Genomic DNA, 21,293 nt, shown 5'->3' with positions numbered 1-21,293 from the left:
CCTATGGACACCCGGCGGGTACTCGTCATCGGCAACCTCACCATCGACGACGTCGTACGGCCCGACGGCACGGTGCGGATGGCCAGCCCCGGCGGCAACGTCGTCTACGCGGCGCTGGCGGCACGACTGTGGAATCCCGAGGTGCGGATCGTCACCAGGCGCGGTGACGATCTCCCCGGGGAAATCCTCGAGGTGCTCCGGCGCCTGGGGGTGGACACCTCCGGCGTACGGACCATCGACGGGCCCACGGTCCGCAACTGGGTCGTCTACGAGGAGGACGGGCGGCGGCGCTGGCTCTACCGCACCCCTCCGGAACGTTCCCGCGAGGTCGCGGTCCAGCCGGGCGACATCCTCGGCGGCTGGCTGGCCGGCGACCCGCCGCCGGTGGTCCACGTCGCGGCCATGCCGCTGACCGCGGCGGCCGGCATCGTCGAACACGTCAGGGCGCACGCCCCGGGCGCCCTGATCACCCTGGACACCCACGAGGACTGGGCCGATCCCGAGGCCGTCGTCGAGCTGGCCGTACGGACCGACGTGTTCCTCCCGAGCAGGGAGGAGCTCACCGCGCTGGCCGGTTACGACGATCCGCCCAGGGCGGCGGCGGAGCTCAGGCGGCGCGGCGTCCGCGCCGTGGTGGTGAAACTCGGGGCCGAGGGCGCCCTGATCGACGCCGAGGGACTGCCCGGGGTACGCGTCGCCGCCTACCCGGTGGACGTGGCGGACACCACCGGCGCGGGGGACACCTTCTGCGGGGCGGTGGCCGCCGCCCTGGCCGCCGGCCTGCCCCTGCCCGACGCGGTACGGCGGGGCGCGGCCAGCGCGGCGTGGGCGGTCGAGAGGTTCGGCTCCCTCGCCCTCGCGGACCTGGACCCGGAGACCGCCCGGCGGCGCTTCGCGGATCTGTCCTCCGGTGCCGTACCCCCTGCCGTGACGCCCTACGACATCGACGTCATGCGCCGGGAGATCTCCATGATCCCGGAGGTGATCGCCAGGCACGTCGCCGACCCGGACGGACACGTGCGGCGCATCGCCGAGACCCTGACCGAGCGCGGCATCGAGCATCTCTTCCTGGTCGGCTGCGGCGACTCCCACTTCGCCGGGCTGGCCACCGCGCTGGCGTTCCAGCGGCACACCGGAGTCTCCGCGCGGGCCGTGCACGCCCTCGACTTCGCCCGCTACCAGGTGCGCTACCTGCCGGAGCGGAGCGCGGTGGTGTGCGTGTCGTTCTCCGGCAAGGTGGGGCGCACCACCGAGGCGGCGGTGCAGGCGCGCAGGTTCGGGCACCTGACCATCGCGCTGACCAACGACCAGGGCGGGGCGCTGGCCCAGGCGGCCGAGCTGGTGCTGCCGATCGAGGTGCCGACCCTGGGCTTCTCTCCCGGCACGAGCACCTACCTCGGCATGGTCGCCACGCTGGACGACCTCGCGCTGCGCTGGGCGCGGGCACGCGGGAGGGACACCGAGGCCGCGCGCGCCGCGCTGCTCGCCGTACCTGATCTGGCGGAACGCACTCTGCTGGCCAACGCCGGTCCGGCGGACAAGGCGGCGCGGACGCTGGCCGGGCACGCCTGGATCACCTTCCTCGGGGCCGGGCCCAACGAGTCCTCGGCGAAGTTCGGCGCGGCCAAGCTGTTCGAGGGCCCGCAGCTCGTCGGGGTGAGCACCAACATCGAGGAGTGGGCGCACGAGGAGTATTTCGTCAGCTCGCCCGGCACGCCCGTGGTGCTCGTGGCGCCCTCCGGAGCCGCCGCCGACCGGGCCGGGGAGATCCTCGGCGAGCTGGACTTCATCGGGGCCGCCCCGATCGTCGTCAGCGACGCCGCCCCGGAGCTCCCCGCGCTGCACCTGCCGCTGGCCGGGGGCGTGCCCGAGGAGTTCTCGCCGCTGCTCGCCGCGCTCCCGCTGAGCCTGATCGGCTTCCACCTCGCCGAGGTGCTGGGCAAGCAGAGCTACAACTTCCCCAGCCAGGCGGCGAAGACCGAGCACTACGACACGATCCACCGAGTCGTGATCGGAGAACCGGCATGACCACACCCGTTCCCCTCCCCGACATCGAGGCCGAGGCGATCCGGCTCACCTCCGCGTTCGCCGAGCGCGGCCTCGCCGTACGGCTCATCGGCGGCCTGGCCGTCGCCCGGCACCGGCACCGCGACGTACCGGACGCGCTGCGCCGCGAGTACGGCGACATCGACCTGGTGATCCACCCCAAGGAGGGCAAGGCGTTCAGGACGGCCATGTCCGAGCTGGGTTACCTGCCCAACGTCCGGTTCAACAACATGCGCGGCGACCGGCGGATGCTCTTCACCGACGAGCCCAACGAGCGCAAGCTGGACGTCTTCGTGGGCGGATTCCAGATGTGCCACAGCATGGACCTCGCCGACCGGCTCGCCCTGCACCCCGCGACGCTCTCGCCCGCCGACCTGCTGCTCACCAAGCTCCAGGTGGTGGAGGTCAACCGCAAGGACCTGACGGACGCGCTGACGATCCTGCTCACCCACGAGGTCGCGCCGCAGGACACGCCCGCCGAGGACGACCACGTCAGCTCCGACCGGCTGGCCCGGATCACCAGCGCCGACTGGGGCTGGTACACCACCTTCACCGACAACCTCGCCCGCCTCCCCGGCCTGGCCGCGGAACTGCTCGCCCCCGCGGAGTCGGAGGTCGTCACCGGCCGGGCGCGGCTGATCGGCGAGCTGCTCGCCGCCGCCCCGAAATCGCTGAGGTGGCGGGTCCGCGACCGGGTGGGCCGGCGGATGCCCTGGTACGACCTGCCCGACGAGATTGGAGGGCCCATCGATGCGCACTCGTGAGATCAAGGTGTTCTTCGCCACCGACATCCACGGCTCCGACCGTTGCTTCCGCAAGTTCGTCAACGCCGGGAAGTTCTACGGGGCCGACGTACTGATCATGGGCGGGGACATCACCGGCAAGATGCTGGTGCCGATCGTGGAGAGCACCGGCGGGCGGTACCGGTCCCACGTGTTCGGCCGGGACAGGGAGGTCGGCGCGGAGGGACTGCCCGCGCTGCGGAAGCTGATCGCGGACGCCGGCTTCTACGCCTACGACACCACCCCCGACGAGATCGCCGAGTTCCGCGAGCGCCCGCAACTCGTCGAGGACACCTTCCGCAAACACATGCACCAGACGCTGTCGGCCTGGATGTCCCTCGCCGAGGAGCGGCTGGCGGGCACCGGGATCATGTGCCTGCTGGCGCCCGGCAACGACGACCCGCTCTTCGTGGACGACGTTCTCGGCGCCTCCGACATGCTGATCAACCCGGAGGGGCGGCTGGTGGAGCTGCCCGGCGGCTTCACGATGATCTCGGTCGGCTATTCCAACCCGACCCCGTGGGACTCGCCCCGCGAGCTGCCCGAGGAGCAACTCGCCGAACGCATCGACCGCGAGGCGGCCAAGGTCCCCGACATGTCGAAGGCGATCTTCAACCTGCACGTTCCACCCAAGGACACCCCGATCGACCAGGCCATGCTCCTTGATGAGGAGTTCCGTCCGGTGATGAGGTCCGGCAGCCCCGTGATCGCGGGAGTCGGGTCGCGGGCCGTACGCTCCGCGATCACCACCTACCAGCCGCTGCTCGCCCTGCACGGGCACATCCACGAGTCCCGCGGCGAGGCGAGCATCGGCGGCTCCCGCTCGATCAACCCCGGCAGCGAGTATTCGGAGGGCGTGCTGCGCGGCGCGTTGCTCACCCTCTCCACCAGGAAGGGGCTGCGTGGCTACCAACTCGTCGCCGGGTGACGCGCCCACCGCCGCGATCATCGGGTCGGCGCGGCTGGAGCCGCCCGACCCGGCCTGGCGGCAGGCTTTCGCGCTGGGCTCGGCGCTCGGCGCCCGCGGCTGGCGGGTGATGACCGGCGGGTACGGCGGGCTGATGGGCGCGGCCGCACAAGGCGCCCGCGAGCATGGCGCGACGGTGATCGGGCTGCCGATGCGGGGATGGGCCGGGCTCACACCGAGTCCGTGGTGCACCGAGCTGCGCTGGGCCGGCGACTACCCCGAGCGGCTGCGTCACCTGCTCGCCGCCGACGTGGTGGTGGCGCTGCCCGGGGGAGTGGGCACGCTCGGCGAGGCGGCCGTGGTCTGGTCCGCGCTGCAGACCGAGCCCGGCGCGGCCAGGCTGGTGCTGCTCGGCGCGCGCTGGCGGCGGCTGCGGGAGGCGTTCGCGGCCGAGCTGGTCATCGGCCCCGGCGATCTACGCCTGGCCCCCGTCGCCGAGGACGTCGACGACGTCATGCCGCTGCTGGAACAGGCCGTGGCCACCTGTCCCGATCCCCGGGGTTGACGATGGACCTGGTCATCCGGGCCCGGCGGGCCGTCACCGGGCAGGGCGAGGTCCCCGCCACCGTGTCCGTGCGGGACGGCCGGATCGCCGCCGTCCAGCCGTACGACGCGGCCGTGCATGGGGCCGACGTCGTGGAGCTGGACGACGACGTGGTGTTGCTCCCCGGGCTGGTGGACTCGCACGTGCACATCAACGAACCCGGCCACGCCACGTGGGAGGGGTTCGCCAGCGCGACCAGGGCCGCCGCCGCGGGCGGCATCACCACACTGGTGGACATGCCGGTGGACAGCGTCCCCGCCACGGTGAGCGTGGCGGCGCTGGCGGCCAAGAGGGCCGCCGCCGAGGGCCGGTGCCACGTCGACGTCGGCTTCTGGGGCGGCCTGATCCCCGGCGGCATCGACGCGGCGGCCGCGCTCCACCGGGCCGGAGTGCTGGGCTTCAAGTGCTTCCTGGCCGACTCGGGCGCCCCTGACTTCCCGCCGCTGTCGCCGGACGGGCTCACCGCGGCGATGCGGGCGCTGCGCGAGCTCGACGCCGTCCTGCTCGTCCACGCCGAGAGCGACGCCGAGATCGCGAAGCGCCCGGCCGCGCGGGGGCCGAGCTACGCGGGCTTCCTGAACTCCCGGCCGCCCCAGGTCGAGGAGGCCGCGGTGGCCGCGGTGATCGACGCCGCCCGCGCCACCGGAGCGCGGGCCCACATCGTGCACCTGTCCAGCGCCACCGCCCTGCCGCTGATCGCCGCCGCCCGGCGCGACGGTGTACGAGTCAGCGCCGAGACCTGCCCGCACTACCTGTCACTGGCCGCGGAACAGATTCCCGACGGGGCGACGGAGTTCGCCTGCTGCCCGCCGATCCGCGAAGCCGCCAACCGGGAGCGGCTGTGGTCCGGGCTGGCAGCGGGGACGCTCGACCTGGTGGTGTCGGACCACTCGCCCTGCGCCGCCGAGCTCAAGCACCGCGACACCGGCGACTTCGGCGCGGCCTGGGGTGGCATCTCCTCACTCCAGCTCGCCCTGCCGATCGTCTGGACCGAGGCGCGCGGGCGCGGGGTCCCCCTCGCCGAGGTCGCCCGGTGGATGAGCGAGCGCCCCGCGCGGCTCGCCGGGCTGCCGGCCAAGGGCCGCATCGCGCCCGGGTACGACGCCGACCTCTGCGTCTTCGCGCCCGGCGAGACCTTCACGGTGCGCGTGGAGGACCTGCACCACCGCCAGCCGATCACCCCGTACACCGGCCGTCGCCTCCACGGAGTGGTCCGCCGCACCTGGCTGCGCGGACGCGACATCGACCCCACCCATCCCGCCGGACGACTGCTGACCCGCCTGGAGGACCCGTCATGAAGATCCTGGTCGTCAACCCCAACACCTCGGCGTCGATGACGAACGCCATCGCCGAGACCGCACGGCACGCCGCCTCGCCCGGCACCGAGATCCTCGCCGTCCAGCCGGACTACGGCCCCGAGGCCATCGACTGCGCGATGGAGAGCTACCTGTCGGCCGTGGCGGTGATGGACCGCATCCTGACGCTCGGCGAGCCGTACGACGCGGTCGTGCTGGCCGGGTTCGGCGAGCACGGGCGCGAGGGCGTACAGGAGATCGTGGACGTTCCCGTCCTGGACATCGCGGAGTCCTCAGCCCATGTCGCGCAGCTGATCGGCCGCAGCTACTCGGTGGTGACGACCCTCCAGCGTTCGGTCGGCGCGATCGAGGACCGGCTGCGGCTGGCCGGGCTGGCCGACCGGTGCGCCTCCGTCCGCTCCTGCGGCCTGTCCACCCTGGACGTCGATCGCGACCCGGCCGCCGCGCTGGAGGCGATCGTCGCCGAGGCCGAACGCGCCGTGCGCGCCGACCACGCCGAAGTGATCTGCCTGGGCTGCGGCGGCATGGCGGGCCTGGACGAGGCGATCACCGCGCGTCTGGGCGTCCCCGTTGTTGACGGCGTCGCCGCGGGCGTACGGCTCGCCGAGGCGGTGGCCGGTCTCGGCCTGCGGACGAGCAAAATATGCACGTACGCGCCACCGGAACCGAAGACCATCACCGCGTGGCCGCTCTCCCGGCACCTCGGCGTGGCGGCCCGGTGAACCTCGATCTGGCATCTCGGTGGCTGGGCGGCAGCGTGCTCGCGGCCAGCGACGAGTCATTCGGCTTCAAGGAGAACCTGCTGGTCCCGGCCGACCCGGACTTCGTCCCCGGCCGGTACGACCACCGCGGGGAGATCGTCGACGGCTGGGAGACCAGGCGGCGGCGCGGCGAACCCGGCCATGACTGGGCGATCGTCCGGCTGGGCGCGCCAGGGGTGATCGACGAGATCGACGTGGACACCCGGTTCTTCACCGGCAACTACCCGCCTTCCTGCCGGATCGAGGCCTGCGGGATGGAGGGCTACCCCGGCATGGACGAGCTCACCGGCCCGGACGCGGGATGGGCCGAGATCGTGCCGCTGAGCCCGCTGCGCGGAGACGGCCACAACCTCTTCGCGGTGGCGGACCCTCGCCGGTTCACCCACGTCCGGCTGTCGATCCACCCGGACGGCGGAGTCGCCCGGCTCCGGGTGCGGGGTGAGGTGGTGCCCGATCCCCGGCACTGGGACGGCCTCACGGTGGATTTGGCCGGCCAGGAGCAGGGCGGGCTGGTGGTGGCCGCCAGCGACTCCTTCTATTCCTCGGCCGAGCTGCTCAACCGCCCCGACCGGGCGCGCACCATGGGGGAGGGCTGGGAGACCGGCCGCCGCCGGGACTCGGGCCATGACTTCGCGGTGATCCGGCTCGCGACGACGGGCCGCCTGCGGCAGATCGAGATCGACACGAGCCATTTCAAGTACAACGCCTCCGCCGAGGTCGAACTGTCCGGCACCGCCGGTGGCGACGTATCGCCCGGGGCCGACAGGATTCCGGTGTTGCCTCGTACCCCGGTGAGGCCGGACACCAGGCATCTCTTCACGCTGCCCGCGCCCAGCGCCGCGCTGACGGCCGTACGGATCGACGCGTTCCCCGACGGGGGCATCTCCCGGGTCCGGCTGGTCGGCACGCCCGAGCCGGCCGCACGGCTGGGCGCCGGGCTGCGCTGGTTCAACGCCCTTCCGGCGAACCAGGCCGCGCGCTGCCTGGCTGCGGCGGGCGCGTCCGAGCCGGACATCGCCCGCGTCCTGGCCGCCCGCCCGCTCACCTCCCCACCCGGGGATGGCCGCCACGAGACCCTCACCACCTGGCTCACCGGCCACCCGTCATATCGCCCCTAGCGCTCGACCTCCCCTGAAACGCGAAAGCGCGCCCGTTCTGGATCGCTCCGCAGGACACTAGCGGTACAGAACGGGGTTGAGCGGGGTGGCCGGGATGGCGCCCACCTCGGCTCCCGGCAGCCAGGCGCGCAGGTCCTGACGTTGGTTGTCGTTGACCGGCTCGGAGACCGTGATGTCCGCGTCCATGTAGATCACGGTCATGACCCGGCGCGGGGTGCCCGATCGGTTCGGTGCGGCGTGGTGGAACGTCCATCCGAGGTGATAGCTCACCTCGCCGAGCCGGTACGGCGTCGCGACGTGCGGGAAGTCCTGCTCGGTGAGCGCCTGCTGCAGCTCTTGCTCGGACTCGTCGCTGATGGGCAGGTCGCGGCCGTGCTCGAAGCGGTGGCTGCCGGCGGCGAAGGCCAGCGGTCCCATCTCGGCCGGCGTCTCCTGCAGCGGGATCCAGACCGTCACGGTGCGGTCGGTGGCCAGGGGCCAGTAGTACTGGTCGGCGTGCCAGGGGGTGAACCCGCCGCTCGACTCCTTGTACAGGGCCTGGTCGTGGTAGAGCCGGACGCCGTCGACGCCGAGCAGTTCGGCCGCGATGCGGGCCAGGCGCGGGGAGAAGACGAACTCGCGGACCAGGTCGCTGTGCCGCCACAGGTTGGTGACCTGGAGGAACGCCCTGCCGTACGTGTCGCGTTCGGCGAGGGGCAGGTGCTGGGTGTTCAGCTCGATGACCTTCGAGGTGATCTCGGGCTCGTACGCCGCGATCGTCTCGGCGTCCAGCACACCGGGCAGCTTCACGAAGCCGTTCTCGTTGAAGTGCCGCAGTGCGGCGGCGTCGACGTCGTACCGGGACTCGAGATCGTGATGGGTGATCGTCATGCGTACCAGCCTCGCCGCGGCGCCGCCGTCCGGCCACGCAGCCGATGACCAGTTCTGATACTTTTTTGACCATAGTAACAATAAATCCGGAAAAATCGGGATAACGGAGCACCGTGCGCGCGATCTTCGAGCACATCGAGGCCACCACCCAGCTCTCCTGGAAGCTGTACGTACGCCAGGCCTCCCACTTCGACTTCGCCTGGCACTTCCACCCCGAATTCGAGCTGACCCTGATCACCCGCGGCACCGGCACCCGGTTCGTGGGCGACTGCGTCGAGGAGTACGGCCCCGGCGACCTGACCCTGATCGGCCCCGAGCTGCCGCACACCTACCTCTCGAATCCGGACCACGGCGAGCAGGAGGCGATCGTCGTCCAGTTCCGCCGCGACTTCCTGGGACCGGGCTTCTTCGACCGCCCCGAGTTCGCGGGCGTGGCCGCGCTGCTCGAACGGTCGGCGCGCGGGCTGAGCTTCCCCCGGGACGTCGCGGGGATGCGCGAGCTCGTCGCGATGCCACCCCCCGAGCAGACCCTCGCCCTGCTCGGCGCGCTCGTCCGGCTGTCACGCAGCGCCGAGGCGCGCCCGCTCGCCGGCGAGCAGCACATCCCGTCGCTGAACGGGGCCGCACGCGACCGCATCGACGCGATCGTCCGGCTGCTCCACGACGAGTACGCCGGGCCGATCACCCTGGAAGCCGTCGCCCGTGCCGCCCACATGGCCCCGGCCTCGGTCAGCCGGTTCTTCCGCCGCACCACCGGTGCCACGATCACCGGCTACCTCAACATGCTGCGCGTCAACGCCGCCTGCCGCCTGCTGAGGGAGACCGACCGCCGTGTCTCCGGCATCGCCGCCGACTGCGGCTATCCCAATTTGTCCAACTTCAACCGCCGTTTCCGGGAGCTGAAGGGCATGTCGCCCAGCGAGTACCGGGCGCACTGGCAGGAGTGATCAACCGGGAAGGCCGACCGGCTCTCCGGTGGTGAAGGACTCGTTGGCGGCCAGGCCGATCGCCAGCGCGTGGGCGCCGTCTCGCTCGTTCGCGAGGTCCACCGGCGAGGTCACGCCGTCGAACATCGCGGCGAGCATGCGCTCGTCAGCGCCCCCGTGCCCTTCGTGCACCACCGTCACCGGCACCTCGCGGGGAGGCGCCCACAGCGGGCGCACCCGGATCCGCGCCCCGCCCGAATTGGGCAGGGCGACGTCGCCGTGCAGCGCTCCGGACCCGGCGGTGACGCCCGTGCCCGGATCGGCCCACTGGGTCTCCTCGACCTCCAGTTCGAGCCGCCCCCGGGTGCCGTTGAACATCACCCGGTATCCCTCCCAAGGCGAGTACGCCGTGAGGTGGTAGGTCATCGTGGCCCCGCTCGCGTAGGTCACGAGGACCGCCATGTCGTCCTCGATGGTGATGCCGTCGCCGAACACGTTGCGGTCGCGCAGGTAGCCGTCCTCGTGCTCGGCGTTCAGGTAGAGCTCTCTGAGCTGGTCGTTCGCCGCCAGGTCCAGGGCGAACGGGTCGCTCGCGGACTCGGGCGCCCCGTGCGCGCGCTCGTAGTCGCGGGCGTTCCCGGACGCGTGCCCGTTGGCCGTGCCGTAGAAGGCCAGGCGGCCCTGCCCGTAGACGCGGCGTGGCACGCTGCCCAGCCACCAGTTCACCAGGTCGAAGTGGTGCCCGGACTTGTGCACCATCAGGCCGCCGCTGCTGGAGCGGTAACGGTGCCAGCGCCGGAAGTAGTCGGCGCCGTGCCGTACGTCCAGGAGCCACTCGAAGTGCACGGACAGCACTTCGCCGATCTCGCCCGCGCGCAGCAGTTGATGGACCTTCTCGTGCACCGGGTTGAACCGGTAGTTGAAGGCCACCGTTAGGCCGGATCCGGTACGGTCCACGGCGTCCAGGATCCGGTCGCAGCGGCCGGCGTCGGTGGTCATCGGCTTCTCCGTGATCACCCGGCAGCCGGCCTCGAGCGCGGGGACGATGTAGGCGTCGTGCAGGGCGTCGACGGTGGTCACCACCACGGTGTCGACGTCACGTAGCAGGCCGGCGTACCCGTCCGGGCGCACGGTCGCGGCCGGCGGCCGGCCCAGCGCGGTGATGAGGCGGTTGTGCACGGCCATGCGGGTCTGGTTCGGGTCGCACAGGGCGACCAGGTCGATGTGCTCCCGCCGCGCCAGGCCCTGGGTGAACAACTGCGCGCGCAGGCCGGTGCCGACGATCGCGGCTCGCCGGGGATGGGACATGGGCAGCCTTTCTGTCACTGCTTGACGGCGCCGGCGAGTCCGTTCACGAAGAACCGCTGCAGCACCAGGAAGATGGCGATGATGGGGGCGAGGGTGATGACCGAGCCGGCGCACAGCAGCGTCCAGTCGGTGGAGTTCTCGCCGATGAAGGCGTACATGCCGACGCCCAGCGTACGCAGTTCGGGACGGGCGAGGGTGAACACGAGCGGGATGAAGAAGCTGTTCCACGCCGAGATGGCGGTGAACAGGCCGACCGTCGCCAGCATCGGCCCGGACAGCGGCAGCATGATCCGCCAGAAGACCTGGTGGAAGTTGGCCCCGTCCACCCGGGCGGCGTCCTCCAGCGAGCGGTCGATCGCCCGGAAGTAGCCCATGAACAGGAACGTCCCGAAGACGATTCCGCCGGCGGCCTGCACGATGATGATCGACCAGAGGCTGTTGAGCAGGCCGAGCGCGTTCATGATGTCGAAGATCGGGATGATGGTGTACCCGTGCGGCAGGAACACCGTCGCCGCCACCACGACCAGGACGATCCCCTTGCCGGGGAACTCGGTGCGGGCCAGCGTGTAGCCGGCCATGGCGGTGACGACCAGGGTGATGAGCACCGTGCTGACGGTGATGGTGAGCGTGTTGAGAAAATACTGGCCGAAGGACGCCCCCTGCCAGGCCTGCCCGTAGTTGGACCACAGCGGCGTGCCGGGCAGCGGGTTCAGGCCGCGGCCGAAGAACTCGTCGGTGCCCTTCAGCGAGCTGCCCAGCGTCCACACGAACGGGTAGAGCCAGGCCACCCCGCCGACGAGGAGGAACACGTGCGTCATCAGCGGGCTGCGCCGGGTCATGCGCGACCTCCTCTGCGTTTGACCAGCACCCGCAGGAAGAGGGCCTGGATCACGGCGAAGACGATGAGCAGCAGCCCGTAGAAGAACGACGCCGCCGACGCGAGGCCGACGTCCCGCTCGACGCTGGAGCTGGAGAACCCGCCGAACGCCAGGTGGTAGATGTAGGTGTTCACAACCTCGGTGGCGAAGTACGGCCCGCCGTTGGTGAGCACCTGCACGAGGTCGAAGATCTGGAACGAGCCGATGACCGACAGCAGCACGATGACGACCCCCACTGACCTGAGCATGGGGATGGTGATGTAGCGGAAGCTCGCGAAGGCGCCCGCGCCGTCGAGCCGCGCCGCCTCGTACAGCTCGTCGGGGATCGTCTGCAGGCCGGCCAGGAAATACACCAGGTTGTAGCCCAGCGTGTGCCAGATCCCGACCCCGATGATAATGATCATCGCGAAATTCGGGTCGCCGAGCCAGTCGATGTATTCATCGGTGAGGCCGGCCGACATCAGCACGTCGTTGACGACGTCGCCGAAATTGGAGAACAACAACTGGACGACCACGCCGACCACCGCGGCGGACGTCACCACCGGCAGAAAGAAAAGCGTCCGGTAGAAGGTTCGCGCGCGCAGCCGGCGATTGTTCAGCACCAGGGCTAACGCGAGCGCGAGAACGAGCTGGACGGGCACCACGAACAACACGTAGAAGAACGTGTTGCGCAGGGCTCCCCAGAAGATGGAGTCCGTCATCACCCGGGAGAAGTTGGCCAGCCCGACGAAGTCGCCGGGCTCGCCGATCCCGTCCCACCGATAGAAGGTGTAGCCGAGCGAGGCGATGATCGGATAGATCACGAACGCCAGCAGCAGCACCAGCATCGGCAGGACGTACAGGTAGGACCAGCGTGCCGCGGCGATCCGCTGCCGCAGGACGGACACCTTCCCCACGCGCACCGCATGCGCCCTGCCCGCCAGTCGGATGTCCGTCATCACGTCATCCGCGCTTGGTCGTGTACGGCTTGGCGATGTCCCAGTCGGCGAACACGTAGTCGTCCATGCTGACCTTGAGCCCCTGACCGCTGGCCTTCGCCACGGCCTCGCTCAGGGCGCCGTTGAGGCGGTCCTCCAGCTCCTTCAGCGCCTTGGGCGCGTCCTTGAGCTGGCCGGTGTAGATGCCCGCCGCCACGTCCGGGATGTCCGGCTGGACCGGGGCCACCTCCACCTTGGCGATCTCCGGGTTGCGGATCGTGGGCACCGGGCCGACGAGGGCCGTGCTCGCCATGCCGACGTACTGCTTGAACGTCGGCGAGGTCACGCCGGCCGGGTCGTTGTTCTCGGGGTAGACCGACAGGCCGTAGCCGCCCTGCACCCAGCGCTTGCCCGCGGCCTTGCTGTAGAACCAGTCGAGCCAGGCCCACGCCTGGTCGGGGTTCTTGGCCTTGGCCGAGATGCCCATCAGGTAGCTGCCCGGGGATCCGTAGAAGAAGCCCTGCGGGGTGCCGCTCGGCGACGGGAGCGTCATGAGGCTGTAGTCCTTGAACCCGGCCTCCTCCCAGGGAGCCTGGTTCCACACCCCGCCGACGATCATGCCGAACCTGCCCTTGGAGAAGAACGCGCGGGCCTGCTCGTCCGAGATGCTCATCGAGTTGGGGTAGATGAAGCCGCGGCTCTTCCAGTCGAGCAGGAGCGCGAGGAAGTCGGCGTAGTTGCGGTCGCTCCCGTACGTCCACCGCCCGGTCCGGTAGTCGACCGACTGGGTGCCCCCGGGCGACCCGGCGCCCCGGCAGAACAGCTCGATCAGCCACGGCAGGCCGCCCTTCTGGGCGTTGCCGAAGCCGAGCCCGAAGACCTTGGCACCGCTCTTGCTGGTGATCGCCTCGGCGGCGCGGGTGATGTCGTCCCACGTCTTCGGGATGAAGACGGTCCCGTCGGGGTTGGTCAGGCCGGCCTCCTTGAAGACCCCGTTGTGGATGTAGAGCTGCAGTGCCGGCGCCAGGCCGCTGAAGGGGGCCGAGTAGACCTTCCCGCCGAAGATGTTGACGCCTTCGACGAAGCTGTTGGCCGGGAACCGCGACTGCCACTCGGACGTGGCCCACTTGTCCAGGGGCAGCAGCCAGCCCTCGCCGACGTGGACCTCCAGTTTCGGCTTCGTGGGCAGCAGGAAGACGTCGGGGGCGGTGCCGCTGCGGAACGCCAGCGCCACCAGATCGAGGTACTTGTCGGTGACCTGGGTGGTCTTCTTGATCGTGGCCTTGCCGTTCGCCTGCTGGAAGAGCTTGATCTCGTTGTCCACCCACGGCGACTGGCTGACGTACCAGTCCCAGTACGCCAGCGTGGTGCCGGGCGTCGAGCCGCCGGTGTCCGGTCCGGAGCCGGCGCAGCCGGCGAGGAACGCGGTCCCGCCGGCGGCGACGGCGGCCTGCAGGAGTTGCCGGCGGCTGAGCTGAATGGCTGACATGGTGTGTCCTTTCCAATGTGCTAGGAGCCCTGACTCCGATCAGCCGGCGACCACCGTGATCGCCTTGCCGGCGATGGTCGGCATCGAGACGGCGACCTCCTTGGTGACGCCGCCGACGGTGACCTTGACGGTGTAGTCGCCGAGGAAGCCGCGCACCGTGGTCGAGCCGGTCGCCCCGGTCGTGGCCGACGCCTTCGTCCACCACTTGCCGTAGATGAGGTCGCGCCAGGCCACGGCGTTCGGCTTGGGGGTCCAGTCGGTACGGAACAGGGCCCGCTTGGGATCCCAGGTGTCGCCCTCCCAGAACCCGAAGGTGCTGACCCCGGTGACCTGCGGCATGCTGAACATCACGGTGAGGAAGTCACGCGTGTAGTCCGCCTGGAGTTGCTCGTCGGTGGTGCCCACGTCGAACTCGGTGATCGCGATCGGCAGGCCGATCCCGCCGAACTTGTTGATCAGCGTGACCAGGTCCGCCGGAGGGGTGAGCTGCTCCCCGGCGAAGTGCCCTTGGATGCCGATCCCCCCGATGGGTGCGCCCGCGTCCTTCACCGAGCGGACCAGGGCGGAGAACTGGTTCTGGTGGCGGACCTCCCAGCCGTTGTCCTCGATGATGTCGTAGTCGTTGAGGTAGAGCTTCGGCCCCGGGTCGGACTGCCGGGTCAGCTGGAACCAGCGGTTGATCTCGCTGTCGCCGAGCACGTTCTGCACGTCGTGGTTGGCGTACGGCTCGTTGACCACGTCCCACTCGTCGATCTTGCCGGTGAGCGTGCTCGCCTCGTCGGTGATGTGGGTGTCGATCCTGTTCCGCAGCGCAGCGGGGTCGTTGCGGAGGCCGCAGACGTCGGCGGGCATGTTCCCGCACGAGGGCCAGATCAGGGTGTGCCCGCGGAAGAACAGGCCGTGGTCGCGCCCCCACTGGATGGCGGGCACGGTGTAGGTCTGCCGCTCGGTCAGGTTCTCCCAGTGGTTCCACTTGAGGTTGTTGCCGAGCGTGAACTGGTTGAAGTTGGCCAGCAGCACGTCGCGGTACTTCTGCGCCGAGGTGTTCTGGGTCATCAGGCGCACGCCGTCCGCGGCCGAGCCGAACTTGAACGCGTGCTTCGTCTGCTCCGCCTGCACGGTGGCGCCGGGGACGAGGTGGCCCTGGGAGTCGACGACCTTGATGTAGAGGTTGCCCTTGCGGTTCTGCTCGATGCGCTGGTCGGCGGTGGCCCGCCAGGACGCCCCCGCCTCGCGGCCGGTGTAGGTGGACGCCGGCCACCCGTCCGGGGTCCCGGCCCCGTACCGCAACACCGACACCCCCGCGATCTGCAGCACCTGCGGGCCGTACCCGAGCCAGAAGTTGACCCGGACCTGCCCGGCCGCGTAGTCGGCGGCCATCCGGAACGGCAGCTGGAACCGCTGCCAGGCGGAGCCGAACTTCATCGCCGCCTGGGTGGACTTGGTGTAGCTCCCGCCGTTCTGCTCGAACACGAAGTGGGCCAGGCCGGATCCGGCGGAGGTGGGCGTGACCGACCGGGCCCAGAAGGTGGCCAGCATCGCCTCCCCCTTGACCGCGGCCTGCGCGGCGGGGACGCCCACGCCCAGCGAGTATTCGCCGTCCAGGCCGGGCGAGCTCGGCTGCCCGGTCACCGTGACCTGCAGTGCCTTGTCGAAGTCGGGCTGCCCCTGAACGGAGACGATCTTCGTCTGTGGCGGTGGGCTCCCCGTGAACTGGGTGAACGCTTCCAGGACGTTGGCGGGCATGATCTCTGTCGGCTCCGCGGCGGCCGCGGGCGCCGTCAGGCCGAGCGCCGTGAGCAGCGCCACGGGGATGACGTACGCCAGTCGGCGCCGCAACTTCGTGAAGTGACCCATGGTCAGGGTCCTTTCTGTCGACGGGCAGGGGGGATCTCGACCGCTGCCCCGAGGGCACCGGCCTGCGCTTCGTCGGTTTTGGATGTGCGTCAGCCGGGAGCGGGACCCGTGCTGGCCCTGATGACGAGAGTGGTCGGCAGGTGGACGCGGGCGGGCGGAGCGGAGCCGTCCCCGGTCCCGGGGGAGATCGCGGCGAGCAGCATCCGCGCCGCGTGCACGCCCATCGCCTCGAACGGCTGGCTGACCGTGGTGAGGGCGGGCTTGACGTGCGCCGACGACGGTATGTCGTCGAACCCCACCACCGACAGGTCCTCCGGCACCCGCAGGCCGCGATCGTCGGCGGCCTCCATGGCGGCGTAGGCGGTGACGTCGTTGTGCGCGAACACCGCCGTCGGCCGCTCGGCGCGATCGAGCAGCTCGCGCACCAGATCACGGGCGGTTGGCGGGTGGAAGCCGCTCTGCGCGGTGAGCGCGGCGTCGACCGGGACCCCGGCCTCGGCCAGCGCGTCCTCGTAACCGCGCTGCCGGTCCTGGCAGCACGGGTAGTTCATCGGCCCGGCCAGCGACGCGATCCGCCGGTGACCCAGGCCCAGCAGGTGGCGGACCGCGCCGTACGCGCCCTCGTAGTTGTCGGCCTCGACCGACGGCAGGTCGAAGTGGGAGCCGAGGGTGTTGATGAGGACCACCGGCACGCCCTGCTCGTGCAGGTCGAGCAGCGGTTGCATGGTCTGGTCCTGGCTGATCACCAGGACGCCGGCCGACAGCCCCGAGACGAGCATGCGGTCGATGACCGGGGCGTAGTCGTGGTCGTTGGTGCTCGTGTAGAGGATGATCTCGTACGGCGTGCGCTCGATGACGGAGGCGACTCCGTAGTTCAACGGGGCCACCATCCGCCAGGTCAGGCCGGGCACGATCATGCCGATGAACGGCGGCCGCCCCTTCGCCAGTGCGCTCGCCGCGGCACTCGGCACGTAGTTGTGCCGCCTGATGACCGCCAGCACGCGCCGCCTCGTCTCCGGGTCGACCCGCGGGCTGTTGTTGATCACCAGCGAGACAGTTGATTTCGATACGCCGGACAGGCGGGCGATGTCGCGGATCGTGATTTTCTCCATGCACGTTCCTCAGCTAAACCCGGCCCTTTGTCAAACCGGTCCAACGCCTTGCCAGGAAGGTAGCGCTGGACCGGTTCGATGGCAATACCCAAATGAAAAACTGCGGTAACCCGGGCGTAACTCTTGCGACGAATACCGGCTGGTGTAAGCATCATGACGAGCTCTGTTCACGGGCCACTTCCCCCGGCAGCCGCCGTCAGGCAAGGGATTGACGCATGCCTTACTCCATTGACGAGTTCACCTTCGACCTGCGCCAGAACGTGGCGCCCGGCCACACCTGGGTCACCAGTGGCTGGACCACCGTGCACGCCCCGCCGGGCTCGGTGTGCGGCGTCGGCGGGTGTTTCGCGCCGCCGTACGCGGCCCCCGACGCCGAGCTGGCCATCGAGCTGGACGTGGGCGGGCACCGGATCACCGACGGCGCGGCACCGGGCGTGGCCGGGGTGGGCCTACTCTACGCGGGCGGCACCTGGCGGCCGGGAAGGATCGTCAGGCACGGCACCTACCACCGCCGCCACCAGGGCGAGCTGGTGTCGCTCCGGGTCGAGAGCACCTTGACCCCGCTGTATGGTCAGGCCGGGTTCGCCCTGGAGGTGGAGATCACCAACCGGGCCGAACGCGACGTCACCGTGGCCCTGCACCCGCAGGCCGACCCCGGCGGTCCCCGCCGTGTCCCGCTCGGCGAATGGGGCTGGGTCCCGCCGGGCCCCGGCCCGAAAGCCGTGGGCGCGGGCCGGTGGACCTGGCAGGCCGGCGACGTCACCGTAGAGCTCGTCCACGAGGAGCTCCGCCAGGACGTCCCGGCGGGCGGGACGGCGGTGTTCGCGCTGGCCGTCCGCGTCGGCGGGGGCACGCTGCCGGGGCGGCCACGGGAGCTGGCCGCCGAGGCGACCAGGCGGTGGGAGCAGCGGCTGGCCCAGGCCCTGGCGGGCGTGCCGCGGCTGGCCAGCGACATCCCCGGGCTGGAGGCGTACTGGCGGGGCTCGCTGGCCAGCGGGCTGGTCTGCCTCTGGGACAACCCGGGCTTCATCACCTCGCCGTTCGTGGCCACGTCCGGCGTGGACGGGGGAGCGCTCTGCAGCTACGCGTGGGACACCGGCGGGTACGCCCCCCACCTGCTCACCCTCATGCTCGGCGACGCCACCACCGACGTGCTCGAATCGATCATGAAGGTGGATCTCACCCGCCACTACGCGATCGCCCCCGACGGGACGGGCCTGGGCGTCGCCTACGCGTACAGCGGCTGGTCCCTGGTCACCCTCGCCACCGCCGTCGCCGCCCACCACGGCATCTCCTCCGCTCTCGTCACCCAGCTGCACGACCTGGTCGAGGGCCTGGACGCCCGCTTCACCCCGGCAGGCGTGCTGCGCGACTACGGCACGCAGCACAACCTGCTGGAGATGCGCAGCACGGGCTGGGAGCACGTGGTCGCCAGCCCCAACGCCGAACGCGCCTGGTGCCTCGACCGGCTGGCCGAGCTGTCGCGGGTGTCCGGCGCGCGGCTGCCGGTCGACGACCTGCGCGCCCGGGCCCGCGACATCAGGAGCGCGATCGCCCGCGAGTTGTGGGACGAGCGCGCGGGCTGGTTCCGCTGCCTGTATCCCGACGGGCACACCGAGCTCGTCCAGCACGTCCAGGCATTCGACGCGCTGCGGAACGGCGCCTGCACCCCCGAGATGACGCGGGCCATGCTCCGGCGGCTGCGCGACGGCTCGTTCCTCGCGCCCTACGGTGTCAGCTCCGTCGCCGCGGACGACGAGCTGCACTACGAGCTCGGCGACACCGACTGGTCAGGCGGCGGGGCGTACACGGGGGAGAGCCCGCAGCTCGCCCTGACGCTCTGGGAACAGGGCGAGCCGGATCTCGCCTGGAATGTCATGGAACGGCTGCTCTGGATGGGGTCGCACTTCCCGTACTTTCCCCAGGAGCACTACTGCGACCGCCCGGCGGCGCCGCCCGCGGGCCGGCGGGTCAACATCGTCGCCGGGCTGGCCGGTGCCGAGGCTCTCCTGACCGGCGCGGCCGGGGTGCGGTTCCGGCCCGGCGGCGGCCTGGTCGTCACCCCCGCCGCCGTGCCCGGCGGGGGCCTGGAGCTGACCGGGCTGGCCTACCGGGGGCACACGATCGACGTCTCGACCGCCTCAGGCGCCGTCATCGTGGACGGCCGGGCCAGGAAGGCCGGCGAGGTGATCGGGTGACGCCGGCCAGAGCCGCGGGCACACGGCGGGGTCGGCGTAGTCGGGCCGGCCCTCGGGATCGCGCCTTACGAGATCGTCGTTGCCGTGCCGGGCCCGCAGGCTGGGGTGGTTGTCGCCCGGCTGGAGATGCACGGCCAGCGAGCGGCGGGGCCGCCCGCTCAGGTTCGGGCCGCTGCCGTGCACCGTGCGGCAGTGATGGAAGCTGACCGCGCCGCGCGGGATCTCCGGCACGACCACCTCGACCCGCCGCGAGCCGCGCAGCCGGTCGAGGGTCGACAGGTCGGAGTCGAAGAAGTCGAGCGCCACGTCGTCCGGCCACAGGTGGCTGGCGTCGACGAACGAGATCCCGCCCTCGGCCGCGCCGACGTCGTGGAAGGGCACCCAGGCGGTGAGCATCTCCGTGCTCGCGCAGCTCAGCCAGTACTGGCGGTCGGTGTGCCAGCCCACGTTCACGCCGCCTCCCTGGGGCAGCACAGACTCCGGCGGCTTGTAGAGCAGCTGGTCGTGCCAGAGCCGGATCTCCGTGGCGCCGCTGAGCCGGGCGGCGCAGGCGGCGATCAGCCGGGACCGGACGAGCGCGGCCAGCTCGTCCACGACGAGCGAGGCGTAGTCGTTCTTCCGCAGGACCTCGCCGTGCTCCGGCCGCCAGCCGCCGAGGGGCCGGTCGCCGGGCAGCGGCCGGTCGGTGTCGCCCGCGTACAGGCGCGCCATGCCCGTCTCCGCGGCGTCGAGCACGCCGGCGGGCACGATCGGCCCCGAGATCCAGTAGCCGTGGGCGCGGTAGAACTCCACGTCCTCGCTGGTGGGGAGCAGCTGGTGCAGAGAAGCGTTCGAGATCGTCATGGTACGGAACGCTACGTGCGGACCTCCTCGCCGGGCGTTCAGCAGAACGGCGAAAACGTACACGATCGCGGGGTGGTCCGGCCGGACGGGCTGAGAGCGGGCTTCCACGCCCACCTCGCCGGGGCCGGTGTGCCGGGGCTCGTGCACGCCGGGGACCAGCGGGCTCCGTCGTCGTGGTTCATCTCCGAGCACAGCCACGAGGTGTGTGAGCTGTACCTCCAGACCGACGGGCCCCCGACGAGGTGGCGGGTCGGCGACGCCGAGTACGACGTGCCCTCGAACGGGCTGCTGATCGTGTCCCCGCACGTGGCGCACCGCATGGCCAGGCCCGCCGACACGGTGTGGCAGTTCATGTTCGCGGCCGTCGACGCGCGGCTCCTGCTGCCGGAGGTCCCGTGGCATCGGTTGCCGGCTTTCGTGGCGGACGCGGCCTCCGCCGTGACGCCCTTCGAGACGTTCCTGCGCGAGGTGACCACGACGCGGGCGCTGCGCGTCCCCGGACTGCGGGCGAGCGCCCAGCACCTGCTCGTCGAGGTGGCCAGGCTGCTCACGCCCGGCAGCGCGACGGGACGGCTCGCCCTGCATCCCGCCGTGGCGCGGGTCCTGCGCGTGCTGGAGACGCGGTACGCCGAACGCCTGCCCCTGTCGGAGCTGGCCGGGATGGCCGGGCTCTCCCCGTCCTACCTGGCCGAGATGTTCACCACACAGCTCGGTGTGAGCCCCGCCCGCTACCAGTCGCGCCTGCGGATCCGCCGCGCCAGGACCCTGCTCGCCGAGACCGACCAGAGCATCACGTGGATCGCCGCCGAGCTGGGCTTCTCCTCACCCCAGCACTTCGCCACCGCGTTCCGGTCCCACACGGGCACGACACCGCGCGAGTTCCGGCGAAGGCCGTGACAGCGCGCCGCTGACCCGACGCCGGGCCCGGTGAGGTGCCGGGCCCGGCATGCGGCTACTCGACGATGCCCCACTGCGCCGGGTAGCCGGGCGGCCAGGGCTTGGTGAAGTCGAACAGCAACTCACGGTCGGCCGGCGGGTACTCCGTCTCGCGCCACGCCGGCTGGCCGCCGACGACGAAGCTGCCGCCGTACCGCTCGATCATCCACGTCCACCCCGCCGCGTCCGCTTCGAGACCGTGCCGCTCGCGCAGCTCGGCGAACTCGGCCGGGGAGGCCCGCCGGATGTGCAGCCCGTCCCGGTAGATGGGCTTGAGCAGCATCAGCTCGACGTGGCCGATGTGGACCTCGACCACCGTGGTGGTCCGGTCCACCGCCACGGCGTCGCTGCGGAGCAGCAGCTGCCGGTGCGACGGGTCGAAGCGGACGACGCGGAAGAGCCGTCCTTGCCTGGTGAACTCCATC

19 protein-coding genes are annotated in these 21,293 nt (G+C 71.1%); 10 read left to right on the top strand and 9 right to left on the bottom strand.

What is annotated here, in order from left to right; all coding sequences use genetic code 11:
* The first annotated feature begins 3 nt into the window (after positions 1-3).
* Genes ACFLIM_RS19220 through alc form a run of 7 tightly spaced genes read left to right on the top strand, consistent with a single transcriptional unit; the run spans position 4 to position 7,534 of the window.
* The gene (locus ACFLIM_RS19220; RefSeq protein WP_393167237.1) at positions 4-2,028 is read left to right on the top strand and encodes a PfkB family carbohydrate kinase; all 2,025 of its coding nucleotides are present in this window, start codon (positions 4-6) and stop codon (positions 2,026-2,028) included.
* Positions 2,025-2,810: a nucleotidyltransferase family protein gene (locus ACFLIM_RS19215; protein WP_393167235.1), complete on the top strand. Its 786-nt coding sequence runs from the start codon at positions 2,025-2,027 to the stop codon at positions 2,808-2,810. Before ACFLIM_RS19220 ends, ACFLIM_RS19215 begins: the two co-directional genes overlap by 4 nt.
* Complete coding sequence (locus tag ACFLIM_RS19210; protein WP_393167233.1) at positions 2,797-3,756, top strand: metallophosphoesterase family protein; 960 nt, start codon at positions 2,797-2,799, stop codon at positions 3,754-3,756. The genes ACFLIM_RS19215 and ACFLIM_RS19210 overlap by 14 nt, the downstream gene beginning before the upstream one ends.
* Entirely contained in the window at positions 3,731-4,300 is a 570-nt protein-coding gene (locus tag ACFLIM_RS19205) for an LOG family protein (RefSeq protein WP_393167231.1), read from the top strand. Before ACFLIM_RS19210 ends, ACFLIM_RS19205 begins: the two co-directional genes overlap by 26 nt.
* Before the next feature lie 2 nt (positions 4,301-4,302).
* Positions 4,303-5,637, top strand: a complete 1,335-nt coding sequence (gene allB, locus ACFLIM_RS19200; protein ID WP_393167229.1) for an allantoinase AllB — start codon at positions 4,303-4,305, stop codon at positions 5,635-5,637.
* Positions 5,634-6,377, top strand: coding sequence for an aspartate/glutamate racemase family protein (locus tag ACFLIM_RS19195; protein ID WP_393167227.1), 744 nt, complete (start codon positions 5,634-5,636; stop codon positions 6,375-6,377). Before allB ends, ACFLIM_RS19195 begins: the two co-directional genes overlap by 4 nt.
* On the top strand, positions 6,374-7,534 hold the full coding sequence (alc, locus tag ACFLIM_RS19190; protein WP_393167225.1) for an allantoicase: 1,161 nt from the start codon (positions 6,374-6,376) through the stop codon (positions 7,532-7,534). The genes ACFLIM_RS19195 and alc overlap by 4 nt, the downstream gene beginning before the upstream one ends.
* Before the next feature lie 57 nt (positions 7,535-7,591).
* On the opposite strand, the gene ACFLIM_RS19185 is transcribed toward alc, so the two are convergent.
* On the bottom strand, positions 7,592-8,404 hold the full coding sequence (locus ACFLIM_RS19185; protein WP_393167223.1) for a phytanoyl-CoA dioxygenase family protein: 813 nt from the start codon (positions 8,402-8,404) through the stop codon (positions 7,592-7,594).
* 113 nt (positions 8,405-8,517) lie between these two features.
* On the opposite strand from ACFLIM_RS19185, the gene ACFLIM_RS19180 reads away from it, so the two are divergent.
* Entirely contained in the window at positions 8,518-9,351 is an 834-nt protein-coding gene (locus ACFLIM_RS19180; protein WP_393167221.1) for an AraC family transcriptional regulator, read from the top strand.
* Here the strand turns inward: ACFLIM_RS19180 and ACFLIM_RS19175 are convergent, their stop codons facing one another.
* The 6 genes from ACFLIM_RS19175 to ACFLIM_RS19150 all read right to left on the bottom strand — a co-directional run bounded on the left by ACFLIM_RS19175 (position 9,352) and on the right by ACFLIM_RS19150 (position 16,891).
* Complete coding sequence (locus ACFLIM_RS19175) at positions 9,352-10,638, bottom strand: Gfo/Idh/MocA family protein (RefSeq protein ID WP_393167219.1); 1,287 nt, start codon at positions 10,636-10,638, stop codon at positions 9,352-9,354.
* Positions 10,639-10,652: 14 nt separating this feature from the next.
* The gene (locus ACFLIM_RS19170) at positions 10,653-11,477 is read right to left on the bottom strand and encodes a carbohydrate ABC transporter permease (RefSeq protein WP_393167217.1); all 825 of its coding nucleotides are present in this window, start codon (positions 11,475-11,477) and stop codon (positions 10,653-10,655) included.
* Positions 11,474-12,454 carry a carbohydrate ABC transporter permease gene (locus ACFLIM_RS19165; RefSeq protein ID WP_393167216.1) on the bottom strand — a complete coding sequence of 327 codons (981 nt, stop codon included), beginning with the start codon at positions 12,452-12,454 and terminating at the stop codon, positions 11,474-11,476. The genes ACFLIM_RS19170 and ACFLIM_RS19165 overlap by 4 nt, the downstream gene beginning before the upstream one ends.
* Positions 12,455-12,458: 4 nt before the next feature.
* Complete coding sequence (locus ACFLIM_RS19160; protein ID WP_393167214.1) at positions 12,459-13,922, bottom strand: ABC transporter substrate-binding protein; 1,464 nt, start codon at positions 13,920-13,922, stop codon at positions 12,459-12,461.
* Positions 13,923-13,961: 39 nt separating this feature from the next.
* The gene (locus tag ACFLIM_RS19155; RefSeq protein ID WP_393167212.1) at positions 13,962-15,779 is read right to left on the bottom strand and encodes an endo-1,4-beta-xylanase; all 1,818 of its coding nucleotides are present in this window, start codon (positions 15,777-15,779) and stop codon (positions 13,962-13,964) included.
* An 89-nt stretch (positions 15,780-15,868) separates the two neighbouring features.
* Positions 15,869-16,891, bottom strand: coding sequence for a LacI family DNA-binding transcriptional regulator (locus ACFLIM_RS19150; RefSeq protein ID WP_393167210.1), 1,023 nt, complete (start codon positions 16,889-16,891; stop codon positions 15,869-15,871).
* A gap of 215 nt (positions 16,892-17,106) precedes the next feature.
* Between ACFLIM_RS19150 and ACFLIM_RS19145 the strand changes: the two genes are divergently transcribed.
* On the top strand, positions 17,107-19,089 hold the full coding sequence (locus ACFLIM_RS19145; RefSeq protein ID WP_393167208.1) for an MGH1-like glycoside hydrolase domain-containing protein: 1,983 nt from the start codon (positions 17,107-17,109) through the stop codon (positions 19,087-19,089).
* On the opposite strand, the gene ACFLIM_RS19140 is transcribed toward ACFLIM_RS19145, so the two are convergent.
* Positions 19,033-19,932, bottom strand: a complete 900-nt coding sequence (locus tag ACFLIM_RS19140) for a phytanoyl-CoA dioxygenase family protein (RefSeq protein ID WP_393167206.1) — start codon at positions 19,930-19,932, stop codon at positions 19,033-19,035. The genes ACFLIM_RS19145 and ACFLIM_RS19140 overlap by 57 nt on opposite strands.
* A 15-nt stretch (positions 19,933-19,947) precedes the next feature.
* Here ACFLIM_RS19140 and ACFLIM_RS19135 point away from each other — a divergent pair, with 15 nt between their 5' ends.
* Positions 19,948-20,829 (top strand): helix-turn-helix domain-containing protein, encoded by an 882-nt coding sequence (locus ACFLIM_RS19135; protein ID WP_393167204.1) that lies wholly within the window; start codon positions 19,948-19,950, stop codon positions 20,827-20,829.
* 55 nt (positions 20,830-20,884) lie between these two features.
* Here the strand turns inward: ACFLIM_RS19135 and ACFLIM_RS19130 are convergent, their stop codons facing one another.
* Entirely contained in the window at positions 20,885-21,292 is a 408-nt protein-coding gene (locus tag ACFLIM_RS19130) for a hypothetical protein (protein WP_393167202.1), read from the bottom strand.
* Position 21,293: the final 1 nt, after the last annotated feature.

The sequence above is a fragment of the Nonomuraea marmarensis genome (genome assembly GCF_043197025.1).
Lineage (GTDB): Bacteria > Actinomycetota > Actinomycetes > Streptosporangiales > Streptosporangiaceae > Nonomuraea > Nonomuraea marmarensis.
Note: the sequence above shows the minus strand (reverse complement) of the source record. Positions and strands in the feature narration are given on the sequence as shown.